Annotated in this window: 21 protein-coding genes; 13 read left to right on the forward strand and 8 right to left on the reverse strand. The window is 64.7% G+C overall.

The features are described 5' to 3' along the window. Positions 1-27 precede the first annotated feature (27 nt). From LGN19_RS02010 to LGN19_RS02030, 5 genes are all read right to left on the reverse strand, one after another. The gene (locus LGN19_RS02010) at positions 28-1,587 is read right to left on the reverse strand and encodes a nitric oxide reductase activation protein NorD (protein WP_226213003.1); all 1,560 of its coding nucleotides are present in this window, start codon (positions 1,585-1,587) and stop codon (positions 28-30) included. Beyond that, positions 1,584-2,423 (reverse strand): CbbQ/NirQ/NorQ/GpvN family protein, encoded by an 840-nt coding sequence (locus LGN19_RS02015; protein ID WP_264172885.1) that lies wholly within the window; start codon positions 2,421-2,423, stop codon positions 1,584-1,586. The genes LGN19_RS02010 and LGN19_RS02015 overlap by 4 nt, the downstream gene beginning before the upstream one ends. Then, on the reverse strand, positions 2,423-2,905 hold the full coding sequence (locus tag LGN19_RS02020; protein WP_112750634.1) for an AmiS/UreI family transporter: 483 nt from the start codon (positions 2,903-2,905) through the stop codon (positions 2,423-2,425). The genes LGN19_RS02015 and LGN19_RS02020 overlap by 1 nt, the downstream gene beginning before the upstream one ends. Before the next feature lie 71 nt (positions 2,906-2,976). Continuing rightward, positions 2,977-4,014, reverse strand: a complete 1,038-nt coding sequence (locus LGN19_RS02025; RefSeq protein ID WP_043183421.1) for an aliphatic amidase — start codon at positions 4,012-4,014, stop codon at positions 2,977-2,979. Positions 4,015-4,501: 487 nt separating this feature from the next. After that, positions 4,502-5,917, reverse strand: coding sequence for a TolC family protein (locus LGN19_RS02030; protein WP_226213004.1), 1,416 nt, complete (start codon positions 5,915-5,917; stop codon positions 4,502-4,504). Positions 5,918-6,198: 281 nt separating this feature from the next. Here LGN19_RS02030 and LGN19_RS02035 point away from each other — a divergent pair, with 281 nt between their 5' ends. From LGN19_RS02035 to ppk2, 7 genes are all read left to right on the forward strand, one after another. Next, entirely contained in the window at positions 6,199-6,372 is a 174-nt protein-coding gene (locus LGN19_RS02035; RefSeq protein ID WP_006495012.1) for a hypothetical protein, read from the forward strand. A 225-nt stretch (positions 6,373-6,597) separates the two neighbouring features. Continuing rightward, a complete protein-coding gene (locus LGN19_RS02040) occupies positions 6,598-6,783 on the forward strand; it encodes a hypothetical protein (protein ID WP_031396799.1) in 186 nt (61 codons plus the stop codon). A 145-nt stretch (positions 6,784-6,928) separates the two neighbouring features. Beyond that, on the forward strand, positions 6,929-9,049 hold the full coding sequence (locus LGN19_RS02045; protein ID WP_226213005.1) for a peptidase domain-containing ABC transporter: 2,121 nt from the start codon (positions 6,929-6,931) through the stop codon (positions 9,047-9,049). After that, entirely contained in the window at positions 9,046-10,050 is a 1,005-nt protein-coding gene (locus LGN19_RS02050) for a hypothetical protein (protein WP_226213006.1), read from the forward strand. Before LGN19_RS02045 ends, LGN19_RS02050 begins: the two co-directional genes overlap by 4 nt. A 12-nt stretch (positions 10,051-10,062) precedes the next feature. Beyond that, positions 10,063-11,358: an HlyD family secretion protein gene (locus tag LGN19_RS02055; protein ID WP_226213007.1), complete on the forward strand. Its 1,296-nt coding sequence runs from the start codon at positions 10,063-10,065 to the stop codon at positions 11,356-11,358. A 4-nt stretch (positions 11,359-11,362) separates the two neighbouring features. Then, entirely contained in the window at positions 11,363-12,769 is a 1,407-nt protein-coding gene (locus LGN19_RS02060; protein ID WP_226213008.1) for an OmpW/AlkL family protein, read from the forward strand. 90 nt (positions 12,770-12,859) lie between these two features. Next, entirely contained in the window at positions 12,860-13,810 is a 951-nt protein-coding gene (gene ppk2 / locus LGN19_RS02065) for a polyphosphate kinase 2 (protein WP_226213009.1), read from the forward strand. A gap of 55 nt (positions 13,811-13,865) precedes the next feature. Here the strand turns inward: ppk2 and LGN19_RS02070 are convergent, their stop codons facing one another. Further along, a complete protein-coding gene (locus tag LGN19_RS02070) occupies positions 13,866-14,156 on the reverse strand; it encodes an H-NS family nucleoid-associated regulatory protein (protein WP_122946807.1) in 291 nt (96 codons plus the stop codon). A gap of 262 nt (positions 14,157-14,418) precedes the next feature. Continuing rightward, on the reverse strand, positions 14,419-15,006 hold the full coding sequence (locus tag LGN19_RS02075) for an IMPACT family protein (RefSeq protein ID WP_226213010.1): 588 nt from the start codon (positions 15,004-15,006) through the stop codon (positions 14,419-14,421). A gap of 354 nt (positions 15,007-15,360) precedes the next feature. On the opposite strand from LGN19_RS02075, the gene LGN19_RS02080 reads away from it, so the two are divergent. Both LGN19_RS02080 and LGN19_RS02085 read left to right on the forward strand, forming a co-directional pair. Continuing rightward, on the forward strand, positions 15,361-15,558 hold the full coding sequence (locus LGN19_RS02080) for a hypothetical protein (protein WP_226213011.1): 198 nt from the start codon (positions 15,361-15,363) through the stop codon (positions 15,556-15,558). Then, positions 15,501-17,549, forward strand: coding sequence for a clostripain-related cysteine peptidase (locus LGN19_RS02085; RefSeq protein ID WP_226213012.1), 2,049 nt, complete (start codon positions 15,501-15,503; stop codon positions 17,547-17,549). Before LGN19_RS02080 ends, LGN19_RS02085 begins: the two co-directional genes overlap by 58 nt. Positions 17,550-17,716: 167 nt before the next feature. Here LGN19_RS02085 and LGN19_RS02090 read toward each other — a convergent pair whose 3' ends face one another. After that, positions 17,717-18,103 carry a hypothetical protein gene (locus LGN19_RS02090; protein WP_122946810.1) on the reverse strand — a complete coding sequence of 129 codons (387 nt, stop codon included), beginning with the start codon at positions 18,101-18,103 and terminating at the stop codon, positions 17,717-17,719. Positions 18,104-18,511: 408 nt separating this feature from the next. Between LGN19_RS02090 and LGN19_RS02095 the strand changes: the two genes are divergently transcribed. The 4 genes from LGN19_RS02095 to LGN19_RS02110 all read left to right on the forward strand — a co-directional run bounded on the left by LGN19_RS02095 (position 18,512) and on the right by LGN19_RS02110 (position 22,337). Beyond that, a complete protein-coding gene (locus tag LGN19_RS02095) occupies positions 18,512-19,285 on the forward strand; it encodes an SDR family oxidoreductase (protein WP_226213013.1) in 774 nt (257 codons plus the stop codon). Between the two features lie 350 nt (positions 19,286-19,635). Continuing rightward, entirely contained in the window at positions 19,636-20,424 is a 789-nt protein-coding gene (locus tag LGN19_RS02100; protein ID WP_226213014.1) for a DUF4105 domain-containing protein, read from the forward strand. Between the two features lie 73 nt (positions 20,425-20,497). Further along, positions 20,498-21,871 carry an HdeD family acid-resistance protein gene (locus LGN19_RS02105; protein WP_226213015.1) on the forward strand — a complete coding sequence of 458 codons (1,374 nt, stop codon included), beginning with the start codon at positions 20,498-20,500 and terminating at the stop codon, positions 21,869-21,871. Between the two features lie 49 nt (positions 21,872-21,920). Continuing rightward, positions 21,921-22,337, forward strand: a complete 417-nt coding sequence (locus LGN19_RS02110; protein ID WP_226213016.1) for a lysozyme inhibitor LprI family protein — start codon at positions 21,921-21,923, stop codon at positions 22,335-22,337. Positions 22,338-22,354: the final 17 nt, after the last annotated feature.

Raw genomic sequence — 22,354 nt, forward strand, 5'->3', positions numbered from 1 at the left:
CGTTCCTGTCTCTTCCGGGTAGGGCCGTCACGCGGTCAGGCGCCCGGCCGCGTGCGCGACGACGGCCGGCAAGGCGTCGCCGTTCGCCGCGTGGACGCAGCTCGGGCCGACGCCAAGTATTGTAGACAACCCGGGCGGCGCGCCGAACGACAAACCGGCGATCGCGACACCGCGCTGCCGGCCCTGGCGTGCCGCGTGGCGCGCATCCTCGACGAGGTAGCGCGGGTCGAACACGTCGATGTCGGCGGCTTCGCCGTCGCCGATCATCAGCACGGCGGCCCGTGCGCTCGCGGCTTCGCGGCGCAGCAACGTTAGCGCATGGCGTAGTGCCGCACCCGTGCGCGTGCTCATCCCGGCGTCGGCCGAAAGCAACGTCGCACGACGGCTGGCGTCGAACGCTTCGCCGAAATCCTTGAAGCGCGCGTAATACACGCGATGCCGGCCGTCCGACGTGTAGCCGTGCACGGCCCAGCGCCGCCGCTGCCGGTCGAACAGGTCGCCGAGCACGAACGCCGCGCGTTTTTCGAGCGTGGCGACCTGCGCGGCCGTCGACGCCGACAGGTCGAGCAGGATCAGCACGGGCCCGCGCGCGTCGTGGGCCACGCGGCGACGGAATACGCGCGGATCGGGCGCGTGCCCGGCGCGGCGCGAGATACGTGCGGCGATCACGGCGTCGACGTCGAGCGCATCGCCATCGAGCTGGCGGCCGACGCGTCGCATCGGCTCGGCGGCACGCGGAGACGGCACCCGCTTCGCCGTGCGCCGGTCGGCATCGATCAGCGCGGCAAGCGAGCCGGGTGGCACCGACGTGGCCGGCGCGCGTTCGACGATCGTCGTCCAGTCGCGGCGTTCGCGCTGCGTGTGGCAATTCCACTCGGGGTAGCGCGGTGCATCGGGCGCGGGCGGCGGTTCGTCGTCGGGTTCGTCGCTGTGGCCGCCGGTCGAGGCCGACATCTCGACGCCTTCGTTGCCGGTCTGTTCGGACGCTACGGCGGCCGGTTGCGCCCACAGCCACGCGTTGTCGTCGCGATAGGGCAGCCATGCGCCGTCGTCGGGCTCGAAACGCACGCGCATCTGGCCGAGATCGTTCGCGAGCCGCGATGCGATCGTGCGGAACGCGCGGTAATCGTCGAGCGCATCGCGGTGTTCGTTGAACAGTTGCACGCCCTTGTCGACCCATGGATTACCGTCGCGATACGACGGATCGAACAGCGCTTTCGCGAGCCGCGCGCACAGGCGGCCGAACGTGAGCCCTTCACGGTCGATCGGCGCGAACGCGGGCGCCCAGAAGGTCGCGAGCCCCGGCCACGTGCGTGCGAGCAGCACCTCGACGCGCGCATCCTCGATCAGCCCGGCGATCGCGATGCCGATCGGCGTCAGCTTGTCGGCCGGTTCGCCCGACGGGGAATGCAGCCAGTGTGCCAGCGCGTGCGCGGCCGCCGCGATGCGCGCATCGGGCGGCAACGCGCGCGGCACACGCAGCGCGGCATGGCCGAGCGTCGTGCGCAGCGCCGCATCGTCGAGCCGCACGTCGGTCTCGTGCGCGGTCATCCCGTGCAGGAAGCGGGCGAGTTGCAGTGCGCTCATGTCGCGAAGTGCGCGGCGGCCATCGTCTGCAACGCGGCGCGCGTGTCGGCGTCGTCGGTCGCCGCGTCGCTGATCGCGATCCGGCACGCATCGAGCGGCGCAAGCCCCGCGACGATCAGCCGGGCCGCGTGCACGAGCAGGCGCGTCGATGCACCTTCGTCGAGCCCGTTGCCCGCTTGTGCCAACGCGCGCGTGCGCTGCGCGAGATCGACGAGCCGGCGCGCGGTTTCGCGGTCGGCGCCGCTTTCGCGCACGACGACGTCGGCTTCATGCGCGGCATCCGGGTAGCCGAAGTCGATCGCGACGAAACGCTGCCTGGTCGACGGCTTCAGCCGCCGGTGTTCGCCGTGATAGCCGGGGTTGTACGAGATCACCAGATGAAAATCCGGATGCGCATGCACGACCTCGCCGAGCCGGTCGAGCGGCAGCACGCGCCGCGAGTCGGTCAGCGGATGGATCACGACCGTCGCGTCGGGGCGCGCCTCGACGATCTCGTCGAGATAGCAGATCGCGCCATGCCGCGCGGCGAGCGTGAGCGGCCCGTCGGCCCAGTAGGTACCGTCGGCGTCGAGCAGGTGGCGGCCGGTCAGGTCGGCCGCCGACGTGTCGTCGTTGCACGCGACCTGGATCAGCGGCAGGCCCATGCGCCATGCCATGTACTCGACGAAACGGGTCTTGCCGCAACCGGTCGGCCCTTTCAGCAGGACCGGCAGGTGATGGCGGCAGGCCGTCTCGAACCAGTCGGCCTCGGCGCCGGCCGGCTGGTAGAACGGCGCGTCGGCGATGCGGTGCCCGGCCAGCGGATCGGTGGCCAGCGGCGTATCGCGTGCGCTCATTACCACCTCCCCGTCATCATCAGCATGCCGGGCAGCCAGCAGGTGCCGACGCCGATCGCGATCGTGTAGCCGGGCAGGAAGCGCACGCGCCGCTTCAGCCCGAGCGCGACGAAGAACAGGAACCACAGGCTCGACCACAGCAGCCACATCGCGCCGAAACGCACGTCGTGCGACGTGCCCGCATAGACGAGCGCGCTGATCGCGACGAACAGGCAATACCAGCCGAGGCCCGCGCCTTGCAGCCCGCGCCACTGGACGGCGGCGAGATACAGGTACGTGAACGCGAACAGCAGCCCGCCCGCGCTCGAGAAATACTGCGGCGGCGCCGATGCTTGAACCAGGCCGGCAAGGTTGATCAGCAGCGCGAGCAGCCCGACGAGCAGGTTCAGGCCGGCTGCGTCGCGCGGTTCGATGCGGCCGGTGAGCGCGACGCCGTTGACGACCAGCACCGCGCCGATGAAGAAGAGAGCGACACCGAGCATGATGAAGGCTCCATCCAGAGTGAGACGGGGCCGTTCGCGCACGCGGCGCGAACGGCGGGTGGGGCGCGGGCTCAGCGGTGCGCGGGCGCTTCGGACGGAATGCCTTCGATCGGGCATTCGGGCGTGCCGGGCGTCGCGCGCGTGAGGCGCTCGACGGCCTGGCGCGTGCCGTCCGGGTCGTTCACCCAGTTCGCGTAGAACTCGAACGGGCATTGCGCGACGCCGTTCGGCGATTCGCCCGAACCGATCTTGCCCGTGTAGCCGCGGTGCAGCAGCTTGTACAGGTGGTTCTGCGACTGCATGTTGCGGCGCGCGTCGCGGATCAGGCTCACCGACAGCTCCGCATACTGCACGCCGTTTTCTTCCTCGCCGCATTCGCCGAGCGTGCGGCCGTCGAAGCCGACGATCGCCGAGTGGCCGAAATACGAATACACGCCGTCGAATCCGGACGCATTCGCGACCGCGACATAGCAGTTGTTCATGAACGCCATCGCCTTCGACACGAGCACCTGCTGGTCCTTCGCCGGGTACATGTAGCCCTGGCAGCGCACGACGAGCTCGGCGCCGCGCATCACGCAGTCGCGCCAGATCTCCGGATAGTTGCCGTCGTCGCAGATGATCAGGCTGATCTTGAGCCCCTTCGGCCCTTCGGCAACATACGTGCAGTCGCCCGGATACCAGCCTTCGACGGGCACCCACGGCATGATCTTGCGGTACTTCTGCACGATCTCGCCCTGGTTGTTGATCAGCACGAGCGTGTTGTACGGCGCCTTGTTCGGGTGCTCCTCGTGACGCTCGCCGGTCAGCGAGAACACGCCCCACACGTTGGCCTTGCGGCACGCGGCCGCGAAGATGTCGGTTTCCTCGCCGGGGATCGTCGACGCCGTGTCGTACATCTCCTTCGCATCGTACATGATCCCGTGTGTCGAGTATTCGGGAAACACGATGAGGTCCATGCCGGGCAGGCCGCGCTTGATGCCGACCACGCGCTCCGCGATTTCACGGGCATTCGCGATCACGTCGGCGCGCGTGTGCAGGCGCGGCATCTTGTACTGGACGACGGCGACGCCGACGGCGTCGTTGCTGCTGGAAATATCGCCATGACGCATGGTGTGCTCCTGGTTCGGGTGAAGACGTGCGTTTTCGAAAGGCAAAAAAAAGCCCTTGCCTCGACGAGCGAGGCAAGGGCTTCTTTGCCGGTCCGTTCATCCGACAACGCTGTCGGATAACGGGAATGCGGATGGGTGGCCCGATGTCGGGCCGGCGAAGCGCGGGCTAGCGGGCGCGCGCTTCGCACGATCGTGGGACGTCTTTGTCCGCCGGATCGATGGGATGCACTCTAGGCAAAGTTTTTTTTGGACGCAACATCGCGTATACCCCTGCACGTCGTGATCAAGCGGCGACAGGCGCGGGGGGCGATCGGGATCGTGCGTTGCGTCGGGCGATGGCGCGGGGGCGGACGCAAGTTTGCGCGAACGACGGGACGGTACCGCATCTCGCTGGTTTCGATGGATCGATAGGCCGGCGCATCGGCATTGGTGAACAAGGTTGCGCATACAACCTTTTATGACATGCCGATGCGCATCGAACCGAAGCCTAACTGCGGTCGTTCGCCGCGTTGCTTTCGAGGAAGCTGTCCACCGCGATCAGCGACTGTTCGTCGAGCGTACCCAGCACGCTTTTCAGCTTCAACTGCAGCTTCAGCGCGTCGAGATAGCTGTCGAACAGCTTCTGCCGGATGCCCGAGATGTCGCGCCGCAGGTTCAGCGTTTCGTACGTCGTGCTGTAGCCGACCTGATGCGCCTTCATCGACGAATCGTATGCGAGCCGCGCGGCCTGCAGTGACTGCTGCAGCGCGCGGATGCGCTTGCCGACCGATTCGAGCGCGGATAGCGCCTCGCGATGATCGGTGCCCAGTTGCTCCTCGACCTCGCGCAGCCGGTTGCGGTATTGCTCGGTCACGTGCTCGGCCTCCACCTGCCGGTAGTACACGCTGCCGCCGGAGAAGATCGGGATCGTCACCTGCACGCCGATCGCGCTCTGATGGAAGTCAGAGCGATCGGTGAGCCCGCGCAGGTTCGGGTTGAGCCCGCGCGAATACGACGCGAACAGGTCGACGGTCGGCAAGTGCTCGGCGCTGACGCGCTTCGCGGCGAGCCGCGCGACCTGGACGTCGCGATACGCCTGCCGGTACGCCGGGTTGTCCTGCGGCGCGTATTCGCCCGACGGAATGCGTGGCGACGAGCCGCGCATCGCGAGCCGCGGCCAGCGCGAGAAATCGATCGTCGAACCGAGCAGCGTCTCGTAGCGCGCGCGGCGCGCGTCGACGTCGGTTTGCGCGAGGGCTTCGTCGGATTGCGCGAGGCTGCGGCGCGCCTCGATTTCGGCCGTATCGCCGATCGTCTTCATCCCGAGCTGCGCCATGCGTCGCGTATCGCTTTCGAGCCGGGTGAGCGCGTTCACTTCGTCGTCGGCCGACTGCAGTTTCTCGCGCGCGCTGAGCAGATCGAAGCACGCGTTCGCGACGCGCAGGATCAGGTCCTGCCTTGCCACTTCGAGCTTCTGTTTCGCCGATTCCTCGTACTCGGTCGCGCGCCGCATGTCGTACAGGTAGGGCACGTTGAACAGCGCCTGCGTGACTTGCGCGGAACCGTAGGCTGCATTGCTCGACCCGCTGACGTCGATGCCGAACAAATTCGCGTGCGTACCGTAGCGTCCCCATTCGAGTTGCGCGGCGGCCTGCGGCAACATCTGCGCGCGTGCTTCGGGGAATTTCTGGCGCGCGGCGTCGTATTCGCTGCGCGCCTGCAGGTAGCGCGGATCGTGCACGGCCGCGTACTGGAACGCAGTGTCGAGGCAGAACGCACGCGCGTTTGCGGACATGCCGGCTATCGTTACAGCGAACAATGTTACGGTTGCAAGTCGGGGATTCCACCTAGTCGAAAAACTTGATAGGGAATTACCCGCATTCCGCGTCGCCGATCCGCGATTCGCGCGCCTCGTTTCAAACATGGCCGTCTCCGTCTCCTGCCCGTGCCGCAACGCATTGCGGCGGGATTTAAACGTTTTGAAATTGAAATTCAAACAGCGTGAATGCCTGCCATCCGTGACGCATCGGAAAACGCGCCTGTAAGAGTGTGTCCTCCATTGAATTCCGATGCGCTCGCATGATAGCCTGATTTCGGCTCGTAATCGCAGTGATTATTAGATTAACAAGTCGCTAGGGATTAAAAGCCGTTTGTCTTTCAATGAAGGTTCTTTGCATCATCTTTATTTTTTACGAGGAGAGAATGATGAAGGTCATGACGACGGAACAGGTCAGGAATGTGCATGGCGGCGGTGCGATCAGCTCGCTGGGTAGCCTCGCTGTTGACGCCGCGCCGGTGGTGACCGCGCTCGGCCAGTTCCTGCCGAGCCTCGGCAATTACCTGCAGAACCCGAAGACGTTCAATAACACCGGCAAGTAACCGCCGTGCGCGGGGAGGCGCCCCCCGCGCGAAATGCTGCGAAACAGAAGCAAAAGAATCGATCGCCGCAGTGGAAATAAAGCGAATCCGAAATGCATTATTTTCGGTTCGGGCGATTATCAGGAGGCAGGAGTGCCGGATTATCCCCGTAATAAAGTAAACAGCCATTGAGATTGCAATTGGCTGACGGTGGCGGGCATTCCGACAATATAAAGGCCACAACAAATGCGAGACATCACGGAAGAACAGGCCCGCCAGATTCGCGGCGGCGCGTCGCTTTACTCCAATTCGGCCGCCTATACGGTCGATCTCGTCAACCAGTCGATCGGGTCCACGCTCCAGGGCCTGATGACCCAGTACCAGACCCGCGCCGTCGAACAGTTCCGGATGTCGCTCGGCTCGTCGCGCTGAGCGGCCCGCCCAGCGGCCGGTAACACCGATCTTCCGTCGCAGCCGGCAGCGTGCCGGCTGCGCCCATGCGTATCGCGCACGACCCGCCACGGGCCCGCTACCGGCAGGCCCGGGCGGCGCGTCGTCGCGCCCCGGGTGCCCGACCATGCTCTTCAATACGCGTAAAGTCCGTCCGGTCCTGCAGGACGAGGTGACGGAGTGCGGCCTGGCCTGCCTCGCGATGATCGCGTCGTGGCACGGGCGCGAAACGACGTTGCGCACGCTGCGCAACCGCTATCCGGTCCGGATCGATTCCGGGCTGTCGTTCTTCGACCTGATGGAGATCTCGAACGATCTCGGCCTGCGTGCGCGCGGGCTGCAGTTCGACGCAGGCGAACTCGATGCGCTCAAGACGCCGTGCATCCTGCACTGGGGGATGAACCACTATGTCGTGCTGACGAAGGTCGGCTATGGCAGCGTGCACATCGTCGATCCCGCGCTCGGCGAGACGAAGCTGCCGCTCGCGCAGGCGCTCACGCACATCACCGGCTATGCGCTCGAACTGAATCCGGACATCGGCTTCACGCGGGCGGGGCAGGCCGACCGGATCCGGCTGCGCGACTACCTCGAAGGGCTGACCGGCATCCGCAAGAGCCTCGCGATCGGTATCGCAGGCGGCGTCGCTGCGCAGCTCCTGCTGCTGCTCGGGCCGTCGTACGTGCAGTTGACGATCGACGAGGCGCTGAAGAAGACCGACGTCGACATCCTGTACCTGCTGACGATCCTGTTCGCGATCGTGTTCCTGTTCGACACGCTCTACGCGAACCTCGTCGGCAACATCAAGAGCTACCTGCGCAACATCGTGTCGCAGCAGTTGTCGGCGAACATGGTCGGGCATCTCGCGCGGCTGCCGATCGGCTACTTCCTGTTCCACAACACCGGCGATTCGATCTCGCGCGTGTCGTCGGTGTCGGAGGTCGGGCGCTTTCTGGTCGACGGGCTGGTTGGCGGGCTGCTCAATATCGTGACCTGTACGCTGACGCTCGTGCTGATGCTGTACTACAGCCCGGTGCTGGCCGGCATCAGCCTGGCCGGGATGGTGCTGTTCGCGCTGAGCCGGCTCGCGATCCAGCCGCAGCTGCAGGATGCGATGTCGCAGATTCTCACGCGCGGCGCCGAGGCCGACGCGCTGCTGATCGAGAACATCCGCTCCGCGCATTCGATCAAGTTGCTGTCGGCCGAGACGGCACGCAGCAGCCTCTGGATCAACGCGTTCACGCAGAAGCTGCAGGCGATGCGCCAGCAGGAGCGGTTGCAGTTGCTGTTCGACGCGGTGTCGAAGGGGATCGTGCACGTCGAGCAGCTCGTGATCGTCACGTACGGCGCGTGGCTCGTGATGCACGGCCAGAGCACGATCGGCGTGATCTACGCGTTCATCCAGTACAAGAACCTGTTCGCCGACAAGTTCATCGATTCGATCCAGCTCTACGTGCGCCGCAAGGTGCTGCAGGTACACATGGACCGTGTCGCGGACGTGCTGCAGACCGAGACCGAGGAGCCCGCGCCGGACGCGATCGTGCGGCCGGTCGACGGCTTCGACGGTGCGCTGTCGATCCGCGCGCTGTCGTACACGCCGAAGGGCGGCCACCGGCCGATCCTGCGCGACATCGCGCTCGACGTGCCGGCGGGCAGCAAGATCGCGATCGTCGGTCGCACCGGCAGCGGCAAGACGACGCTGCTGAACCTGATCTGCGGGCTCGTGCGGCCCGAGCCCGGCACGCTGTTCGTCGGCGGCGTCGATCTCGCCGAAGTGAACCTGCGGCAGTACCGCAAGCATCTCGCGGCCGTCACGCAGTCCGACCAGCTGTTTCGCGGGACGATCCGCGACAACATCACGAACTTCGCGCCCGCGCCGCGGATCGGCGCGATGTTCGACGCGGCGAAGCTTGCGTGCATCCACGACGAGATCGAGCGGCTCGACCATCGTTACGACACGCCGCTCGGCGATACGCAGAAATTCCTGTCGGCCGGGCAGATGCAGCGGCTGCTGATCGCGCGGGCGCTGTATTGCGAGCCGCGCCTGCTGATTCTCGACGAATTTTCGTCGAACCTCGACCAGGCGACGACGCACGAGATCTGCCGCAACGTGCTGACGCTGCCGTGCACGATCGTGCTCGTCACGCACGATGCGTCGATCCTGTCGATGGTCGACCGGATCTACGAGATGCAGGACGGCGTATTGGCCGATGCGACCGACGCGTGGCGTTCGGCCGAGGAGACGCGGTGATGCTCGGACGACTCTTTCTGCTCAATCCGTTCTCGTATGCGTTCCTGGTGCGGCGCGTGGTGCGCGCCGTCGCGCTGCGCACGTCGCCCGCACGCGGGCTGCGGCTGATGCGCTGGTGCTCGGATACATGCCTGCGCTGCTTTCCGTGCATTCGCGAGTCGATCGAGCGCGCGGTCGCCTACATGCTGAGCGCGCACCTGAACGACGATCCGCGACGCGTGCGGGACGTGTCGGCGGCGATCGTGCGCGAACTGTTCGAGGCCGAGTTCGCGGGGCTCAAGCTGCGCACGCACAGTCTGGAATCGATGAAGTCGATGATCGACGGGATGGCGTGCGAAGGTGACGCGCAGCTGCAGGCGGCGCTTGCGCGCGGCGGCCCGCTGATGCTCGCGGGGCTGCACTTCGGCAACCTGATGCTGTTCGTCACCAAGCTGCGCTTCATGATTCCCGACGACCGCAAGCTGATGGTGATCCTGCATCGCGATGCGCCGGGCGCGTTCTTCGACGATGCGCTGCGGCTCGTCGCCGAATACGGTGCCGGCGATGTCGAATTCATCGACATCGAGGAGCGCGTGCACCTGCGCCGGCTGATCACGAGCCTGCGCCGCGAGGCGCCCGTGTTCCTGCTGTTCTCCGACCTGCACGGCAAGTTCGGCAAGACCAACCGCTGCCGGCTCGGCGGACGCTGGGTGCGGATGGCCGGCGGCGGCGTGAAGCTCGCGGTCGAGCAAGGGATTCCGCTGCTCGTCGCGTATGCGACGGGCGTGCCGTTCCGCGATCGCTGCGCGGTGCATTTCGCCGAGCTCGCGGCCAGCCCGCTTGCGCCGATGCTCGGCGCGGACGACGACGCGTCGCCCGTGCGCGCGACGCACCAGCGCATCGTCGACCGGCTCGAGCAGGCGCTCGTGCGCCAGCCCGAGCAATGGCATTTCTGGGAACACTTCACGCCTTACCTGATGCCGGCGCCGCTGCTCGATGCGGCCGCGCGGCGTCGCTCCTGACGAGCCCGCCCCATGCCGACCTGGAACTCCGCCCTCCGAGAACAGAAGCCGTCGCGCAAGCTCGCGCGTGGCACGACCTTCGGCACCGTGATCCACGGCGTTGTCGATGTGCCGGTGTCGATGCGGTTCTTCTGCTACCTGTCGCTGACGATGTTCGCGATGTTCGTGATTGCGCTCGTCGAGCTGAGCTACGCGAACACCGAGAGCGTGTCGGGGATGCTGACGCCGCGCTCGGGGCTGATCGGCGTCAGCGCGCCGCCGGGCTGGGCCGTGCGCGACGTCTACGTCGGCAAGGACCAGCACGTGAAGGCCGGCCAGCGGCTTCTGGCGGTGACGCGCGACACGAGCTTCGTGAGCCAGGCCAACAACGTGCAGGGCATGCGCGCGGCACTCGACCGGCAGCGCGTCGAGGTGACGCAGCAGATCGACGCGGCGCGGCTCGAATACAAGTCGTCGGTGCAGCAGATCAACCAGCAGATCGCCGCGCAGGGCGAGAGCCGCGGGCTGATCGACCGGCAGATCCAGGACCAGAAGCGCATCGTTGACGAGTACGGCGAACGGCGCGCGCGCGTGAAGCAGCTGCTCGACGAACAGGTCGTGACGCTCGAGCAGTACAACCAGGTCAACACGCAGTACCTGCAGGCCGGGCAGGCGTACCAGGACCTGCTGCTGCGCCGCGCCGAGCTCGCGAAGAATGCGATGAAGCTGCGCGGCGACCTCGACACGATGCAGAGCAAGTACGACGGCGCGAACGCGGAACTGAAGATCAAGCAGGAGGAGCTGAACGCGAAGGAATACAACATCGACGAGAACGTGAACCAGGTGCTGTACGCGCCGGCCGACGGGCAGATCGTGCGGCTCGACGTGGTGCAGGGCGGCGTGATCGACCCGCCGGGCACGCGCGTCGTCGAGATCCTGCCCGCGAAGGCCGACGGGCTGATCGCCGAGGTCTACATTCCGTCGTCGAAGGCCGGCTTCGTGAAGAAGGGGCAGGAAGTGAAGGTGGCGTACGCCAGCTATCCGGTCGAGAAATTCGGCACGTATCGCGGCAAGGTACTGTCGATCTCGCCCGTCGCGTTTTCCGCGAAGGAGCTGAACCTGCCGGGCGATGCGGCCACGCCGCAGACCTACTTCAAGACCTGGGTCGAGCTGGCCGACCGCACGCCGGCATTCGAAGGGCGCCCGCTGTCGCTGCGGGCCGGGATGATGCTGAAGGCCGACATCGTGCTGGAGCGGCGCAGCCTGCTCGAATGGCTGTTCGAGCCGCTGTACCGCATCCGTCAACGCCTGTTCGGCGTGCCGGCCTGAGCCGATGGCGAGCCGGAACAAGGACCGCCGCCGCGCGCGGCCGGGCGCCGTGCGTCCGCTGTCGCGCTGGCTCGGCGCGACGCTGTTCGCCTGCGCGGCCGCCGCGCATGGCGCGCCGCAGCCGGACGGTGACGCCGAGCCACGCTGGCAGGCGGGTGCCGACGGGATCGGCTTCTGGCCGGGCGGCGACGCGGACGGGTTCGATGCGAGCGCGTGGGCGACCGATGCGGGGCCGGCCCGGCGCGGTCGCGACGATTCGGTCGATGGGCCGCGACCCGACGCGGTACCGTTGACGGCACGCAAGATCACGCTCGGCCAGCGAACCGGTGGGGCGGGGCGCGCCTGCGCGGCCACGCGCGACGACGGCACGGACGGCATCGGCTTCGACGACGGCAGCGGCAGCAGCGGCGGTGACGGTGGTGCCGGCTGCCATCCGGGCGCCGCGCAGGATGCAGCGAACGATGCGTCGGCGCGCGGCGTCGTCCACGCCGACCGGATGCCGTACGAACTGCATCCGATCGACCCGTCGCGGCTGCCCGACCTGCCGGCCGCCCAGGCGCCGCCGCTGCTGACGCAGCTGATGGGCGACGATCGCAACATGGTCAGCCTCGGCTGGCACTTCGTCGGCACGACCGGCCGATCGACGCCCGTGACGACGCACACGGACGCACTCGGGCTGAACAGCTTCCAGAACCAGGGTTCGAGCCTGTCGCTCAGCAATACGAACACGCTGGCGTTCACGTTTACTCACTTTTTCTCGGAGAACTGGGCGGCCGAACTCGGCGGGGGCATCCCGCCGGTGCTGACGCTGCGCGGGAACGGCAGCATCGCGCTGCCGCTCGACCGGATTTTTGCCGGTGTCCAGGGGCGCTTTCCGCTGATCGATCTCGCGAACACGCAAAGCAACCCGCTCGCGACCACGCGCGCGTGGCTCGGGTCGTTTGTGTTCAAGTATTACCTCGGCGAGCGCGACGATCGGTTCCGCCCTTTCGCGGGCATCGGCATCAGCTATACGCGCTTCACGAACACGAACCTGAATCCCGTGTTCCAGCGCAAGCTCGCGTCGCTCGGCGGGCTGCTCGCGGCGGGCGGGGACATCGGCAGCCTGCAGTCGCTGCTGCTCGATCCGTCGCTGTTCCAGCGCATCTGGGATGCCGGCGGCGACCTGCTGCTGTCGGGGAAGACCAATGTATCGGCGAAGGTGAAGAGCGTGTGGGAGCCGGTGTTCACCGTCGGTGCGAGTTACCAGATCACGCGCCAGTTCTGGATCACCGGCATGGTGACCTATATCCCGTTGCGGACGAAGATTACGCTGGATATCGACCAGCCGAATCGGCAGCTCGCGTCGAACACGTTCGATATCTCCGCGAACCCCGTGCTGGCCAGCGTCCTGCTCGCGTACCGCTTCTGACCGGTGCGCCGGCCCTTTTTTTCATGAATTTGACGCGCGACACTGGGATAATGGCGGCGTTTGACTGCGTCAATGATGGAAGGAGGCCCCATGGGCGACAACGATACCCGTACCGAGACCGACGACCGCACCGATATGGAATCGATGGAGGCGCGCCAGCGCCGCTTCGAGGAAGATCTGGTCGACGCCTACGACGAAGAGCTCGAGATGGAGCTCGACGATCGCCGCTTCGACGACAACGACGACCTGCTGTTTTCGCAGGAGCGTCGCGAGGCGCGCAAGGAGTATTTCCGCGAGTTGTTCCGGCTGCAGGGCGAACTCGTGAAGCTGCAGGACTGGGTCGTGAACACGGGGCACCGGCTCGTCGTCATTTTCGAGGGGCGCGACGCGGCCGGCAAGGGCGGCGCGATCAAGCGCATCACGCAGCGGCTGAACCCGCGTGTCTGCCGGGTTGCCGCGCTGCCCGCGCCGAGCAACCGCGAGCGCACCCAATGGTATTTCCAGCGCTATGTCGCGCATCTGCCGGCCGGCGGCGAGATCGTGCTGTTCGACCGCAGCTGGTACAACCGCGCGGGCGTCGAGCGCGTGATGAACTTCTGCACCGACGACGAATACGAGGAGTTTTTCCGTTCGGTGCCCGAGTTCGAGAAGATGCTGGTGCGCAGCGGGATCCAGATCGTCAAGTACTGGTTCTCGATCACCGATCACGAGCAGGAAGTGCGCTTCCAGAGCCGGATCGAGGATCCGCTGAAGCAGTGGAAGCTGAGCCCGATGGACCTGGAAAGCCGCCGCCGCTGGGAAGCCTACACGGCCGCGAAGGAAGAGATGCTGCAGCGCACGCATATTCAGGAAGCACCGTGGTGGGTCGTGCAGGCCGTCGACAAGAAGCGCGCTCGGTTGAACTGCATTCACCATCTGCTGCAGCAGGTGCCGTATCACGAGGTGCCGCACGCGCCGATCGACCTGCCGCCGCGCGAGCATCACGAGGATTACATCCGCCGGCCGACGCCGGACGACATGATCGTGCCGGATACTTACTGAACGGTCGTGGCGGGTTCGATGCGATGAAGGGGCGCGCCGTGCAATGCGGCGCGCGTTACTCCCGGATCAGGAACGCGGTGCGGTCGCGCCCGACGATCCATGCGGGTGCGCGGCCGCGCCCGCTCCAGGTCGCTCCGGTTGCCGGGTCGCGATACTTCACGCCGACGGTGAACAGCTTCGCACGATGGCTGTAACCCTGCCCGAAGATTTCCCGTGCGGTCAGCGCGTAGCTTGTGACGAGCTCGCGCACCTGCGCCAGCACCGCGCTGCGTTCGCGGCTCCGTGCCGCCTTGATGCGCCGATCGAGTTCCGCAAGCTGGGCTTGCAGTGTCTGAATCTGATGCATGCGTCCGTTATCCCGTAGCCGAGTGTTGATTGTGGGCGACGCGTGACGAACCGCTCGTCGGCACGCCCGGCCTTGGCGTGCCGACTCGGCCGGTGGCGGATGCGTGCTGCCTGTGCCGGCCTGCGGGTAAGACGTAGGTGGCGCGAGTCGCCGGGAACCCGGTGAGGTTAAGTGGCGGCGCGCGGTTTTTCTATCGGATGAGTCTGATTTTTCGGTGGAATTTGCAGGCAGCCGGGTCGACGCGGCGGGCGGTTGCCGGTCGTCACAGATCGGGAAAGCCCGATCGCCCTTGCGTCAGGTCGAACAACTCGGTTCGCGCATTCCCGGCGGCGGTCTCGGGCAGCTTGATCACGAGCTTCACCGTCATCCCGTACGCGCTGTCCACCAGCTCATAACCCGCTTGTTCGATCCAGCGGCGCACGCGTGCCTCCTCGGGATAGCCGATCTCGATCGCGAGCCGCGTGTAGCGGATGCGTTCGACGCGCTCGGCATCGAGCAGCGCCGACGCGATTGCATCGGTGTACGCGCGGACCAACCCGCCCGCGCCCAGCTTCACGCCACCGTAGTAACGCACGACCGCGCCGAGCACGCCGTCGAGATCGTGATGGCGCAGCACTTCCAGGATCGGCCGGCCTGCGGTGCCCGAAGGCTCGCCGTCGTCCGACATGCCCGACTGGCCGCCCGCCAGCAGTGCCCAGCATACGTGGGTGGCGGCCGGATGCTCGTCGCGCAGGCGTTGCAGCACCTGCATGGCCGCGTCGCGGTCTTCGACGGGAATCGCGTACGCGATGAAGCGGCTCTTGCGGATCTCGAGTTCCCGGATGTAGGTGGTGGCGAGCGAGTAGGTCATTGTCCGGGTGAAAAAAAGTGTAGCAAAATCAACAACTTTTTAGTCGGCTGCTTGATTTTATGTTGATCGATGTTGGCCCGTGCAAGCATGACTTGCCTACATACAGCCGACATGGATGGGGCGAAATGAAGAGAGAATTTTACCGTGGCGCGCGTCGTTGCATTTCGTTGCGACCGGAACGCGACCCAGACGATCTACCGGGACGCGAAAGCGCCTGGGTTGGGATAGTGCGTTCCCTCGTCGGGCGTGCTGGCATTTGTGCTCGAATCCCGGTTCTTCGGAAAAACGATCCGTTTGATCATTGGCGATCCGCGAGCATGGGATCTCGCGGCCGCGCGTGCGGAAGTCACGAGGATGAAGACGCTTGTCGACGAACGCAAGGATCCGCGCGTGTTGAAAGCGGAGCAACGCGTCGCCCATGAGGCCCGGGGGCGCGAAAAGCGGCAGCAAGTTGTCACGATGGGTGAGGATTGGGATAGGGACGTCGGCAAGTCTTGGCGACCGATGCCATTCGCGGGCTTGCCGTTTCAGGATTTTCTACAAGTTTTCTGAAAGAAATGACGAGGATTGTCAATTACGCTCGTCCAGCCGAAATATCGATCTGGAATACGGGGGTAAAGATGACGGTCATTTCGCGACGCATGTGCAAGTGCGTATTGATGTATCTCGCCGGTGCAGTGCTCGGTCTCATGCTGGCTGCTTGCGGTGGCGGAGATAATGAAATCGACTCGTCCGGACAGGCCAGTCGTACGGTACTGGTGTACCTGATCGGGTCCGATCTGACGGATTCGGCCCAGGCTAGTCTGGATCAGATGACCGAGACTAGCGCCGGCAATCAGGTGAGGTTTGTCGTGACCACCGGGGCGGGGACCCAAAGCCATGGTGATGTCATATGGACGAAGGTGCAGCGCTGGCTCATCGCCGGCGGCCGACGGACGAAACTCGATGATCCCCCCGCACAAGCTGATCTGACGAAGCCGGATGCGCTGCAGGATTTTCTGGTGTGGGGTATCAAAGCCTATCCGGCTCAACGCTATGCCGTGATCCTGAATGACCATGGCGGTGCCTATGACGGATTCGGATATGCCGGAAAAGAGAACTCGCACCTGTCTCTCGATCAGCTGGTTTCAGCCTTCAGGAATGCGAATAGTTCGACCGGTGCGACTTTCGATCTGATCGGATTCGACGCCTGCATGATGGCGAGCGTCGAGGTAGCGGCGGCCGTGAAACCCTTCGGGCGCTATCTGGCTGCATCGGAGGATCTCGAATACGGCAGTTGGGATTACGCCGCGATCGCTTCAGGCCTCGCGAACGATCCCCGCATGGACGGATTGGCGCTCGGAAAATTGATCGCCGACTCTTACTATGATGTGACAGAAAAGCGAATATCGACGGTCGATTTCACTTTCTCGGTTACGGATCTTCAGCAGATCGATCCTCTGCTTCAGGTGGTCAATCAGTTGGGCGACGAGCTTGGATCGGGAAAGTATCTTGCGACCAAAATGGCCGATATACGGTCACAAATTCAGTCGTTCTCGACCGACTGGATCGCCAAAACAGACGTCGTGGATCTGCTGCAACTTTCCAGAGGGTTGACGGGCTTGCAACCGCCGTTGACTGCCAACGACGCAGCCGTTGGGGCACGGATCAAGAATGCGGTTGTGTATCAGCGTGTCGGCTCTGCGCGCGCAGACGTGGCCGGGTTGAACATCTTCATGCCGGCCATGTCGATCTATGATCCCGCCAAGTTGAAGTATTACGCGCAGCTTGGAACGTGGCAGGGCGGGTATCGGAATTTCATCGGCGACTATGCCGAGGCGCTTGCAACGGCGCTGGATGTGGCTATCAATATCAGCAAACCGGTTTGCACCGGAGATGTCGTGTCTTCCTACGCTTCGCTGCTCGGCACCTGGAAAACGGAAACGCCGCTGGCGCAGATTACCTACTGGAGAAGCAAGGATACAAGCGACTACGTGACCGCGATGTTCAGTATCGATGCCGCGTCACCGATTTCGGCAGGCGATGTCAATCTCGACCCGGACGATTTCAGGGAGGTGAAGTTCAATCGTAACGGCGGGATCCCGACGATCAATGGCGTGCCTGTTTCCATGATTCCGACGAACACGCCGGAAGTCGAGCGTGATGCGAAATATGTGATACCCGTCACGAAAATAGAGGACGGCAGATCCGAAGATGGTTTCCTGCTGGTTCAGAATGGGCAGCCGGGGCAGATTACCGTATCGAACTACATTTCAACGTTGAGTTCGGCGGTCGGGCACGCACAGCCGGTCGATTCGAGTTGGAAGCTGGTTGCTTCGACCTGGCAGGATGACGTCTGGTTAAAAAATGAAAATCAGATCATAAAGATGCCGGGTGAAACGGCGATGGTCTTCAAGAAGGAATCGATCCCGAGTTCGGCGGACAAGAATTTTTATCAAAATTTCAATTTCCAGTTCGGCGTAATCGATCTCGCGAACCGGATACATCTATCCGACCTGGTCGGCGTGCCGTCGCAGGGGCAGCCTTGTGCCGGATCTCAGTAAGGCGCGTGTTTCCGACGCAGGGGAACCAGCATCGGAGCGACGTCGGAGTCGCCCTGATGCTGCGCAAGAGCATGATGAAAATTCGACTCGTTCGTCGGATATTCCAGCGTCAGGAGAAAGTCGTCATGCCCGATGAGCCACCGACGGAAACCGGCTTTCGATCGGCTTCAATTGGTGCGCAGGTTGGCTGCCTGCGTTGCGAAAAAGCTGTCGCAACGAAGGTTTAGTACCTTGTGCAGGCGCGGTATCGTGTGATGGATTGCAGGATCCAGATCGACGGGATAGGCGTCGGTGCGATAGGCGCCGCATGCGAAAGCCTCGAATATGTCCCAGGTGTAGGACGACAAGTCGAAATTCGACAGCCTCACCAATTGCTGCATCAGATCGAAGCCAACGGGAAGGGGGAACCTGCTCTCGAGGTACGACACCGCGACGTTGCGAGCCAATACGTCAAAAATATCGTGGCGGTCGAGCGGTTTCGAGATATCGATGGCCTCCAGATAGCCTTTGGGGATGCTGCGGGTCGTCTGAAGGTGGCGAATGATTTCGTTCATGAGCGGTGGGACCTGCCCGAAAGAATGACGTTGTCATCTGAGCGACGCACACCCTGAACGACGATGCGGAGTTGCGTCGGAATTTGTCTGAAGAAAAGCCGCAATTTCTTGCCTGAAGGCGGCTCGATTGTTCCGCAGCACGAGGCGATCGTCTTTCAAAAAAATTCGATGATTTTATGGAAATTTATGGGTGACGTCAGATGTAGGATTTTCGGCGCACGGTGCGTTGCCTGCGTTATTTTTTCGCTCGCTGATTGATCCGGAATCGGTATGTCCTGCCGCCATGAGCTTTGGATTATTAGCGTACGCGATTCAATCGTTCAGGGCGCCCGCTTTTTACCAATCGCGGAATTGTGTTGCCCATCGACCGATGCAGGCGGCGTGTTTCCGGAAACTCGGGGAGTGGAGATGGCGGATCATCAGATTACGGGCAAGACGGTATTGATCGCGGGTGGCGCCAAGAATCTTGGTGGACTGATTGCGCGGGATCTGGCCAAGCAGGGTGCGAAAGCGGTTGCGATTCATTACAACAGCGAGCGCTCGAGGGCCGATGCGGTCGAAACGATCGCGGCGATCCGGGCCGCCGGCGCCGAGGCAGTCGCGTTCCAGGCCGACCTGACGAGCGCGGGCGCGGTCGAGAAGCTGTTCACGGACACGATAGCGGCGATCGGCCGGCCGGACATTGCGATCAACACGGTCGGCAAGGTGCTGAAAAAGCCGTTCACCGAGATCACCGAGGCCGAGTACGACGAAATGAGCGCGGTCAACGCGAAGTCGGCATTCTTCTTTCTGCGGGAAGCCGGCAAGCACGTGAACGACAACGGCAAGATCGTCACGCTGGTCACGTCGTTGCTGGGTGCGTTCACGCCGTTCTACGCGGCATACGCGGGCACGAAGGCGCCGGTCGAGCATTACACGCGCGCGGCGGCAAAGGAATTCGGCGCGCGGGGCATTTCCGTGACCGCCGTCGGGCCGGGGCCGATGGATACGCCGTTCTTCTATCCTGCCGAGGGGGCGGATGCGGTTGCCTATCACAAGACGGCTGCCGCGCTGTCGCCGTTCAGCGCGACGGGCCTCACCGACATCGAAGACGTCGTGCCGTTCATTCGTCATCTGGTGAGTGACGGCTGGTGGATCACCGGCCAGACCGTCCTGATCAACGGCGGGTACACGACGAAGTAACGCGCCGTGCGCCGCATTCGACGCGCGTTCAAGATCGCGGCCGGTGCGGACCTGAGGCGCGCGAACTGGGGATTCGCGCGCCGCTTTGCATGTTCTTCGTCGAAATGCCTGAAAAGCGCGTTTCCGGTCGAAATGGAATCGGCAAACAGGCCGACGCACGCGATCGCCGGACATTCGAAGCGGCATCGCGCGGCATCGGTGTCGCCACGCTTTCGCTGACTGCATACCGGGGGGATCGACATGACGAAATCGACGGCAACGTGCCGCATTGCCGCGCTGCGCGCATCCGGTTCGGGCGATCGCGCCGCGGGCGACGACTTGCTGCGACCGGACGCCGCGACAGGGCTGGAATGAACCCGCTGTCGTCGCTGATCCGGTTTGCGCGCGCGCCGGCCGTGTGGGTGCCGGAATACGCGCGTGCCGCGCGTGTCGAATGGCGCGGAGCGCGCGTCACGGTGCGCGACGTGCGCAACTTCCGATACCGGACGCGCGACGACTGCGTGCCGGCGTACTACGACGCCACGTTCGCGCTCGATGCGGTGACGACGGTCGATCTGGTCGTGTCGCGCTGGACTGCCGAGGCGATCGCGCACGTGTTCCTGAGCTTCGGGCTGGACGACGGCCGATACGTCGCGATCTCGATCGAGACGCGCCGGCGGCACGGACAACGCTATTCGCCCTACGCAGGCTTCCTGCCGCTGTACGACCTGGTGTACGTCGTCGCCGACGAACGGGACCTGATCGGTGTACGCAGCGATGTGCGCAAGGAGCGCGTCTATCTGTTCCGTGCGCACGTCACGTCCGACACCGCGCGCGCATTGTTCGCGGATTACCTGCGTCGCGTGCATGCGCTCGAACACCGCCCGGAGTTCTACAACACGCTGTTCAACAACTGTACGACGAACATCCTGCGTCACGTCAGGGCCGTTGCGCCTGATGTCGGATACAGCTGGATGGTCTTGCTGAGCGGCTATGCGGATCGATACGGGCACGATCTCGGCCTGCTCGACGCATCGATGCCGTTCGACGCACTGAAGACGGTGAGCCTGATTCGACGCCCGCCCGGCGCGACGATCGATGGCGATTTCTCCGCGGCGATCCGCGCGTCGCTGCCGCTCGCACGGACATACGCTAAATGAAGCACGCGCCCGACCGCAGGCTCGCGACACGCGGATCGCGCAGTCGCGGCCGGCGACGATGAGGTAAGGAACCATGGTGAGACTGGTAATGCTGTTGCTGGGCGTCGACTATCTGCGCACGCGTGCGACGGGGATTTTCTGGATCGGCGTTGTGTGGGCGGTCGCGGGGCTTGTCGTATTCGTCGATGCACTCGACGGCGCGATGCATTTCCCCATCACGCTGTTCGCGTGGCTGTTCCTGCTCGAAGGGCTGGCGACGCTCGCGGTTGCGTGGACCGGCGTCGGCGGGCAACGCGCGCTGCGCTACGTGAAAGGCATCGCGGTCGTCGCCGCCTCGGTGCTGATCTTTGCCGGACACCATCACGGCAACCTGATCCTGTCGATGATCTTCGGGACGTTGTTTCTCGTCGACGGGCTGCTGCAATGCGTATCCGCGTGGATCGTCCGGTATCGCCGCTGGAAGGCCGCCGTCGCGTGGGGTGTCTTCGAGATCCTGATCGCGGGGTTCTTTTACCAGCCCTATCCGACGCATTACGCGGGCACGTTGCCGTACTGCCTCGGGCTGTTCCTGATCTTCGGCGGTATCAACATGCTGACGCTCGCCGCTCGCGTGCGGCGTCTCGAGCGCAATCCGGCATTCAACGTGTCGCGGCGATCCGCGTTGCTGCCTGACGCCGATTCGACCACGCGCGCGAGCCGGTTCGATCGTAATGAATGGGACGGCCCGCCGGCCGACCACGAGCGTGCGCTGACCGTGCACGTGTGGACGCCGGCGGGCTCGTCGAAGGCGCAGGCTCAGCACCATCCGGTGGTCGACCGCTATATCGCCGCGGTCGACGTCAACGGCACGATCTCGACCGGGCACGCGGCGCTCGAATCCCCGGAAGGGATCTATATCAGCCTGTATCCGGCCGGCGAGATCGACCGCTTGCCGTCGGAGTTCGGGCGCATCCTGCGCGCGACGCGCGAGAACGACGTGCCCGGCCTGTTTCAACCGGACTATGCGACGGAGTCGAAGGCATGGTGCCCGTCGACGGTGCGCGTGCGGATCCGCAATTACGACCCCGCGAAGCTGCACGCATTCTGGGAGCGCTATCGCGCGAATACGACGTACAACCTCACGCACCGGAACTGTTCGAGCACCGTCGCCTACGCGCTCGAGGCGGCGTTCGACGGAGCGGTCGGCCGGTTGCGGGGCGGCGGGACCGGGTGGGGCAGTTTTCTGCGTGTGCTCGTCACGCCGGAGCTGTGGGTGGCCGCGCAGATTCGCAAGCGCGCGGTGACGATGGCGTGGACGCCGGGCCTCGCGCTCGACTATGCACGCGCGCTCAGCATGCTTGCCGATCCGCGGCCGTTCGCGTGGTGGAAGGCCGCGCGGGTGGCGGCGAGCCGGTTGTCGCAACAGCGGCGCGCATGGCGTGCGCAGGACGCGGGCGCCACGCAGTGACGCGGCGTGCGAACCGACCGTATCGCGATCAAGCTGGAGGAACGAACACATGACGATCCGCTCGAAGCTCGCGCCAGTCGCGCTGCTGCTGGCTGTCCTGGCCACGCGCGATGCGCATGCGGCGCCGGACTGCGCGAATCCGCAGGATCAACGCGCGATGAATGAATGCGCGAGCCGTGGCTATGCGCGCGCGGACGCCGAGCTCAACCGTCGCTACCGCGCATTGCAGCGCCGGCTGAAGGGCGATCGCGACGGTGCGAGGAAGCTGACGGAAGCGCAGCGCGCATGGATCGCGTTTCGCGATACCGAATGCGCGTTCCAGACGATCGGCGTGGCGGGAGGCTCGGCCGAGCCGCTCGCGCGTGCAGCATGTCTGGAGGAAACGACGCAGTCGCGATCGGCGGCGCTGCAACGCTATCTCGACTGCCGCGAAGGTGATACGAACTGTCCCGTTGCGGCGCAGTGAATCGCGCCGCACACGGT

Source organism: Burkholderia sp. AU30198 (assembly GCF_020419825.1).
In the GTDB taxonomy this organism is placed as follows: domain Bacteria; phylum Pseudomonadota; class Gammaproteobacteria; order Burkholderiales; family Burkholderiaceae; genus Burkholderia.